The organism is Meiothermus sp. (assembly GCF_025056915.1).
Lineage (GTDB): Bacteria > Deinococcota > Deinococci > Deinococcales > Thermaceae > Meiothermus.
This window is the reverse complement of sequence record NZ_JANWVH010000035.1, coordinates 22,313-28,743: the sequence shown is the minus strand read 5'-3', so window position 1 is coordinate 28,743 and position 6,431 is coordinate 22,313. Positions and strand designations below refer to the sequence as shown.

Sequence of the window (6,431 nt, the reverse complement as noted above, 5' to 3'; positions counted from 1 at the left end):
ACCGCCGCCGAGCGCCCCAACTGCGAACCATATTTCCATCCCCGCCTCTCTTCCGAAACCCGCCCTTTCAGGACGAGTTCACGCACCCCCGCCAGAGTCGCAAAAAAATAGCCCCGCAAGGGGATTGCAACGCGGGCATAATTAGTCGCCGCGGCGGGATCCAGAACCCCGGTGTCGCAAAAAAATAGCCCCGCAAGGGGATTGCAACTCGTTGATGCGCTGGTGGTACTCCCGCAAGGCTTCAGTCGCAAAAAAATAGCCCCGCAAGGGGATTGCAACTGGAAGGCAGGACACCTGGAAGACAGGCTGTGCATGTATTGGTCGCAAAAAAATAGCCCCGCAAGGGGATTGCAACTTTGTGATAAAAAAGCTTGCGCTCTTTGAAATAGCTAGGTCGCAAAAAAATAGCCCCGCAAGGGGATTGCAACAGAAGAAGTTTGAGTCTCTCAAGCAAGCCCTCGTGGAAGCGGGGTCGCAAAAAAATAGCCCCGCAAGGGGATTGCAACTGCGGCATATGGGCTTTGCTTTGCGCCTATTATGGGCGCGCGGTCGCAAAAAAATAGCCCCGCAAGGGGATTGCAACAGCCTCTCAGACGGTCAGGCCGCCCTGACCCCCCCGAAATGTGTCGCAAAAAAATAGCCCCGCAAGGGGATTGCAACCACATGGCTGGGCAACCCGTAGGCGGCGGGTAGGCGCTACCACGTCGCAAAAAAATAGCCCCGCAAGGGGATTGCAACCTTTGCTTCAAGATGGGCGTGGATGCTTTCTATCATCGCTACCTCGTCGCAAAAAAATAGCCCCGCAAGGGGATTGCAACTCCTCCATCACGGGTCCAACTTCGATGAGTGATAGTATCTTCGTCGCAAAAAAATAGCCCCGCAAGGGGATTGCAACTCAACCCTACCGTTGGGTTGGACGGCGACGAACACTCGCATAGTCGCAAAAAATAGCCCCGCAAGGGGATTGCAACTCCTTGACCAGGCGCACCCGCTCCCCGCGGTACCAGTTGCGTCGCAAAAAAATAGCCCCGCAAGGGGATTGTTTGTAACCCTCCCCTACAACGTAGGGGAGGCTGGAGGGGTTTAGTTCCGAGGTTGTCAATGCTATGGGCGGTTGCGCGGCGTTGACCCCGCCCTACCCACCCCCACGCAGTGGAGATGGGCTTTGACGTCAGGCCCATTTTGTTTCGGAGTTTTTGCTGTAAAAGCGGCTTTGCAGCCCTTGCCGGGGTCTCGGAGAAAAGCCAAAGTCCATATACAATGCCCGTGTGGAGTGGACAACCTGGCTTATTCTGTTGCTGGCTTACTTGTTTGGCGCGATTCCTGCGGGCGCTTGGGTGGCCCGCTACTACGGTGTGGATATTCAAAAGGTGGGCTCGGGCAATACCGGGGCCACCAACATCCTGCGTACCCTGGGGGCGGGCCCGGCGGCTTTGGTGGCGGCGTTCGATGTGTTCAAGGGGGGCATTGCGGTGTTGCTGGCCCGCTTGTTTGGCATCGAAGGCTTACTGCTGGGCGGGGTGGCGCTGGCAGCCGTGCTGGGCCACAACTATTCGGTGTTTTTGCGCTTTACCGGGGGTAAAGGGGTGGCGACCAGTTTTGGGACGCTGTTGTTCCTTGACCCCCTGGTGGCTTTGTTGGCGTTTCCGGTGGGTGTGCTCACCATGTGGCTGACCCGGTTTGTTTCGGCGGGCAGCATGATTGGGGGCCTGACCGCAGTGCTGATGACCCTTGCGCTGGGGCGGCCCTGGTGGGAGATACTGACCGTGTTGGTGCTGGCGGCCCTTATTTTCTGGACCCACCGCGAGAACATCAAGCGCCTTCAGGCCGGAAACGAGCGACGCCTGGGGGAAAAATCACCCGCCCCGGAGGAAGCTGGACGCACCTCCGTTACGCCCTAGCCGAATCCGAGACAGAATTTGCACCAGGGTTTGCCCCTATGCCCCCTAAACTGGTCATGTGCAGGGGTTGCGGCTAGATAAACTAAAGGACAGGAAGCGAATCGCCTACTTTTGGGGCTTGCTCCTGGCCATTCCAGTTTTGGTATTCATTTGGGCTTTGCGCCCAGGGGAAGAGTTTATACGCTGGCTGTATCCCGCCTTCATGCTGATGTGCGCAAACTGGGCCTGGCGTCTGTGGCGAAAGGCCAGCCTGAGCCGCATTGAGCAGGAAGCCATCGGTTTTACCGCAGTTTTTTTCACCATCAAACTGGCGTATTACTTTTTCTGGGGCGACCTGAAGCAAAACTGGGTGGAGATTGAGAGCACCTTCTGGGTGATGGCGTTTGTGATGATCCTGTTTTATATCGTTCTGGATGCGCGCAGGGGCCTGGTGTTCAGCCTGGCCCTGGGGGGCGTTACCTTGAGCCTGGGGTTGCTGCGGCTGGGGGGCGAGGTGGCCCTGGGGCAGCACCGGGAAGAGTTTTTGGCCTTTGTGCGGAGCGAGATGCGCTTGTTTGCCATGGCCGGTTTGCTGTATGCGCTGGCTACGGTTAAGGATCAGCTGGCCGATGCCCACCGGCAGGTGTTGCAGATGCACACCCTGGCCCGCACCGACCCCCTGACCGGGCTGCCCAACCGCCTGGCCCTGAGTGAGTACCTGGAAGGGGAAGCGCACCGGGCGCATGGGCTGTATGTGGTGCTGCTCGACCTGGATCATTTCAAGCAAATCAACGACCGCTACGGGCATGCCGTGGGGGACGAGGTGCTGCGGGAGGTGGGCCGCCGCCTGCGCTCTTCCTTGCGTAAGGGCGATATGCTGGGGCGTTGGGGCGGCGAGGAGTTCATGATTGTAATGCGCGGCGACAACCAGCACGACGTGCTGGCGGCGGTGGAACGCCTGCGCGAGGACATCGCTTTCTGGCCTTTCGACACCGTGGGGGCGGTTTCGGCCAGCTTTGGGGTGGCCGAGGGGCACATTGGCGATAGCATTCACAACCTGCTCGAGCGGGCCGACAAAGCCCTGTACCAGGCCAAGCACCTCGGGCGCAACCGGGTGGAACTCAGCCCGGCCTAGAGCGCGCTTCGTATCTACAAGCCAAACGAGCTGGAGAAGGCTATAGCGAACCGGGGCCGCCTGGAAACTCGAGGAGAGGCCCGGGCGCATTCGCGTTTTTGCGGGCGGCCACGTCGGCTACCTCGAGGCCACCTCGTCGGCGGGAGCCGGGGCTGGGGGCCCCACCTGATAGACCGCCCGCCAGGGGCGGAAGTTGGAGTTGAGCACGTCAACCACAACCCGGCCATCGGGGCGGGTAATGGTGCGGGTGATGCGGGTGCGGTAGCCATCCACGGCCCAGTCCACCTGCTTGACCTGGCCGGGGCGCAGGCTTTTGTCCACGATGTACTGCGGCGGTGGGTGCGGGGTGCGCGAGAGAACCACGGGTTTGGAAACCGAAACCTGCCGCCCATCGGGAATGCCAAACAGCCGCACCGTCAGGGTGGAGCGGGTGAAGGCGGTGCGCACGACCAGGGGGCCTGGGGTGTCGTTGGTGGCCCGCAGGTTGAGGTAGGGCTGGTACACCGCCGCGTCGTAGCCGACCAGGGGGTCGTACCAGCGCACCCGGTAGGCGTGGGGGTTGCGCTCGAGGATGGGCAGCCCAGCCTGGTACAAAGCCCGGAAGGCGGTGGTCGAAACCTGGCAGACCCCACCCCCCACGCCCTTGAGGGTGCGCCCCCCGGAGATGACCAGGGCCTCCATAAAGCCGTTTTCGGGGCTGATTTCGCCGATGGCCTGGTTGAAGTTGAAGACCCCCCCCGCCGGCACCACGTAGCCATCCAGATTGCGGGCTGCAGCGTGAACGTTGGCGATGCGTTCATTGGACGAGCCGCCGTAGAAGGTGGTGGCCTCGGCCAGAAGCTCCAGGTTTTCGGCTTTGGGCAGGTCGGCGGCCCGCACCTGGGCGGCTTTGGGGGCCACCACCAGGGCCACCTCCGTCAAATCGGGGCGCAGCAGGGCCCGCTCGAGCTGCCTGCGCGATTCGGGCTGGTTCAGCTTCCAGCCTGGGGCCTCCGGGCGCACCTCGAGCTGTCCCTCCGGGTTCATGACGTACCGGGCATCCACCGCGGGGCGGTCGTGGCGGGCCATCTGGGCCAGGATTTTGTTCAGCGCCGTGGGGTTGACCCGCACGGCTTCCCCCAGCTCGAGCAGCGCGGCCACTTCGCCGATGCTCAGGGTGCGCTTGTGCACCTGCCCACCCCCGGCCAGGCTGGGTTCGGCGTAGAGCAGGGTCAGGGGCCGCAGAAGCTCGTTGGCCTTGCGGGCTACTGGCTCCAGCATGGAGGCCGTGAGGCGGGGGGTGAGGGTTTGGGGGAAGACCTCGAGCACGGTTTGTTGGGGGTGCTGTACGTAGGTCTCTATCGCGCCCTGGATGTCGAGCCGCAGGCCTGCTTTTTCGGGGGTTACCCGGTACTGCCCGCCCTCGAACACCACCCGGGCATCCTGGGGGGGGTATTCCAGCGTGCGGGCAAGGGCTTGCAGGCGTTTTTCCAGGGCCAGGGCGTCCACGCGGGGCACCAGCGGCACCCGAACCCGCCCCGCCAAAGCCGCCAGCCGCTCGGCAAAGCGGGTGCGCCCCACGGCAAAGGCCCGCTCGGCGGTGGCGCGGGCGTCGGGCCTCCAGCCGAGTTCGGCGGCGGAGACCTCGAGGGTTTTTTCGCCTGCTTTGAGGGTCAGGCGGGGTGGGGTGGTGTTCTGGGTGGCCGCCGCTATTTTAGCGGTGGCCTCGTCCAGGGTCAGACCGCCCACTGCGACCCCAGCAGCCTCCACACCGGCAAACACCCGGTTGTGGTGGTAGCGCTCAAATACGGCCCAGCCCAGAACCAATCCGGTGAAAATGCCCAGGCCAATCAGCAGTCCCCTTCTCATTGAGTTCTGAGTATAGCGGTTGAATGTGCGACCGGTGTGAAGGCAATCCCCCCATCGGATGCTGACGGGCCGTGGGTTGCATGAAGCCGGCTTCTGCCAATACCCGGTGCGGCGGTTTTTGCTAGGATGCCCCCATGCTGCTACACGGGCGCATCGAAACCATGACCGAGAGGGGGCCGGTCGAGGCCGTTTACCTGGAGGGAGACCGCATTGCTGAGGTGGGGCGCCTGCAAGACCTGGCCGCGCGCCATCCCGGCGCTAAAAAGCTGGCTTTTGAGCTGGTCACCCCTGGCCTGCATGAGGCCCATGCCCACCCGCAGATGTGGGGCCAGCAGCTTGATAGCCTGGACTTGGAGGGCCTGACCGAGCCAGAGGCGGTGGCGCAGAAGGTGGCCGAGAAGGCCCGCGCCCTGCCCCCTGGGGCCTGGATTCGGGGTGGGGGCTATTTGTTCCGGGCCTATCCCACCCGCGAACTGCTGGACGCCGCCGCCCCGCATCACCCAGTTTTTTTGCAGAGCCGCGACCGGCACTCGGCCTGGGCCAACGGCCAGGCCCTAGAGCGGGCCGGCCTCAACGCCCAGACACCCGACCCTCCCGGTGGGGTGGTGCTGCGGAACGGAGCCGGCGAGCCAACCGGCTACCTGCTGGAAAACGCGCAGGAGCTAGTCAACCGGGTGCTGCCCAAGCCCGGTCTGGCCGAGCTCGAGCGCGGCCTGCAAGACCTGGCCCGCCGGGGCTACACCGCCGTACATCACATGGGCTGGTGCCATTACAGCCTGGCCGAGCAACTGGCGGCCTCGGGGCGGCTGACCGTGCGGCTGTGGTGGGCGCTGGACCGCGACCACTGGCGCGAAACCCGGCCCGGCTGGCGGGGCGAGCGGCTGGAGGTGGCGGCGGTCAAGTTCTTCGCCGATGGGGCCCTGGGCAGCCGCACCGCCTGGATGATCGAGCCCTACCCGGACGGCTCGCACGGCCTGGCCCTGGATGCCCTCGAGCTCATCGAAAGCGAGGGCCGGGCGGCTATGGAGGCGGGTTTTGGCCTGGCGGTGCACGCCATCGGCACGCGGGCGGTGCTGGGGGTGCTGGGGGTGTTTCACCGTTTGTCGCCCGGTGCGAGGCGAATTTTCCGGCTCGAGCACGTGCAGCACGTGCGCGATGCCGAGCTGCCGCTTTTTGCCGGGCTGAACCTGGCCCTCTCCATGCAGCCCATGCACCTGCTGGCCGATGCCGAGTTGGTGCGCTACCACCTGAAGGGCTTTGAGCTCGAGGCCTTCCGCCTGCGCGACCTTTGGAACACCGGCCTGCCTCTGGCCTTTGGCTCCGACGCCCCGGTGATGAAGCCCCTCTACGAGCTAAACTTGCAAGCCGCCACCGCCCACCCCCTGAACCCGGCCCAGAGCCTGACCTCTGCTCAGGTGCTCTGGGCCCATACCCGGGGCGCGGCCCTGGCCGCAGGCTGGCCCGAGCAGGGCCAGATTCGCCCCGGTGCGCCCGCCGACCTGACCCTCTGGGAGCAGGGCCGCCCGGTGGGGCGGGTGTTTGCGGGGGGGCTCGAGGTCGGGTGATGC

The 6,431-nt window shown here is 64.1% G+C and carries 4 protein-coding genes and 1 CRISPR repeat array; of the genes, 3 read left to right on the top strand and 1 reads right to left on the bottom strand.

The window, feature by feature from the left end:
* Positions 1 to 96: 96 nt before the first annotated feature.
* Positions 97 to 1,046: direct repeats of the CRISPR family, unit length 35 nt; unit sequence GTCGCAAAAAAATAGCCCCGCAAGGGGATTGCAAC.
* Positions 1,047 to 1,268: 222 nt separating this feature from the next.
* Both plsY and NZN28_RS07500 read left to right on the top strand, forming a co-directional pair.
* Positions 1,269 to 1,901 carry a glycerol-3-phosphate 1-O-acyltransferase PlsY gene (gene plsY / locus NZN28_RS07505; RefSeq protein WP_295396819.1) on the top strand — a complete coding sequence of 211 codons (633 nt, stop codon included), beginning with the start codon at positions 1,269 to 1,271 and terminating at the stop codon, positions 1,899 to 1,901.
* 202 nt (positions 1,902 to 2,103) lie between these two features.
* Positions 2,104 to 3,015, top strand: a complete 912-nt coding sequence (locus tag NZN28_RS07500) for a GGDEF domain-containing protein (RefSeq protein WP_295396816.1) — start codon at positions 2,104 to 2,106, stop codon at positions 3,013 to 3,015.
* A gap of 117 nt (positions 3,016 to 3,132) precedes the next feature.
* Here the strand turns inward: NZN28_RS07500 and NZN28_RS07495 are convergent, their stop codons facing one another.
* Positions 3,133 to 4,863 (bottom strand): VanW family protein, encoded by a 1,731-nt coding sequence (locus NZN28_RS07495; protein WP_295396813.1) that lies wholly within the window; start codon positions 4,861 to 4,863, stop codon positions 3,133 to 3,135.
* A gap of 134 nt (positions 4,864 to 4,997) precedes the next feature.
* Here NZN28_RS07495 and NZN28_RS07490 point away from each other — a divergent pair, with 134 nt between their 5' ends.
* Entirely contained in the window at positions 4,998 to 6,428 is a 1,431-nt protein-coding gene (locus NZN28_RS07490; protein ID WP_295396810.1) for an amidohydrolase, read from the top strand.
* Positions 6,429 to 6,431: the final 3 nt, after the last annotated feature.

What these genes read in the sequence shown, in the direction of transcription:
- NZN28_RS07495 (WP_295396813.1), bottom strand. Translation starts at nt 4,863, where the DNA reads ATGAGAAGGGGACTGCTGATTGGCCTGGGCATTTTCACCGGATTGGTT.
- NZN28_RS07500 (WP_295396816.1), top strand. Translation starts at nt 2,104, where the DNA reads ATGCTGATGTGCGCAAACTGGGCCTGGCGTCTGTGGCGAAAGGCCAGC.
- NZN28_RS07490 (WP_295396810.1), top strand. Translation starts at nt 4,998, where the DNA reads ATGCTGCTACACGGGCGCATCGAAACCATGACCGAGAGGGGGCCGGTC.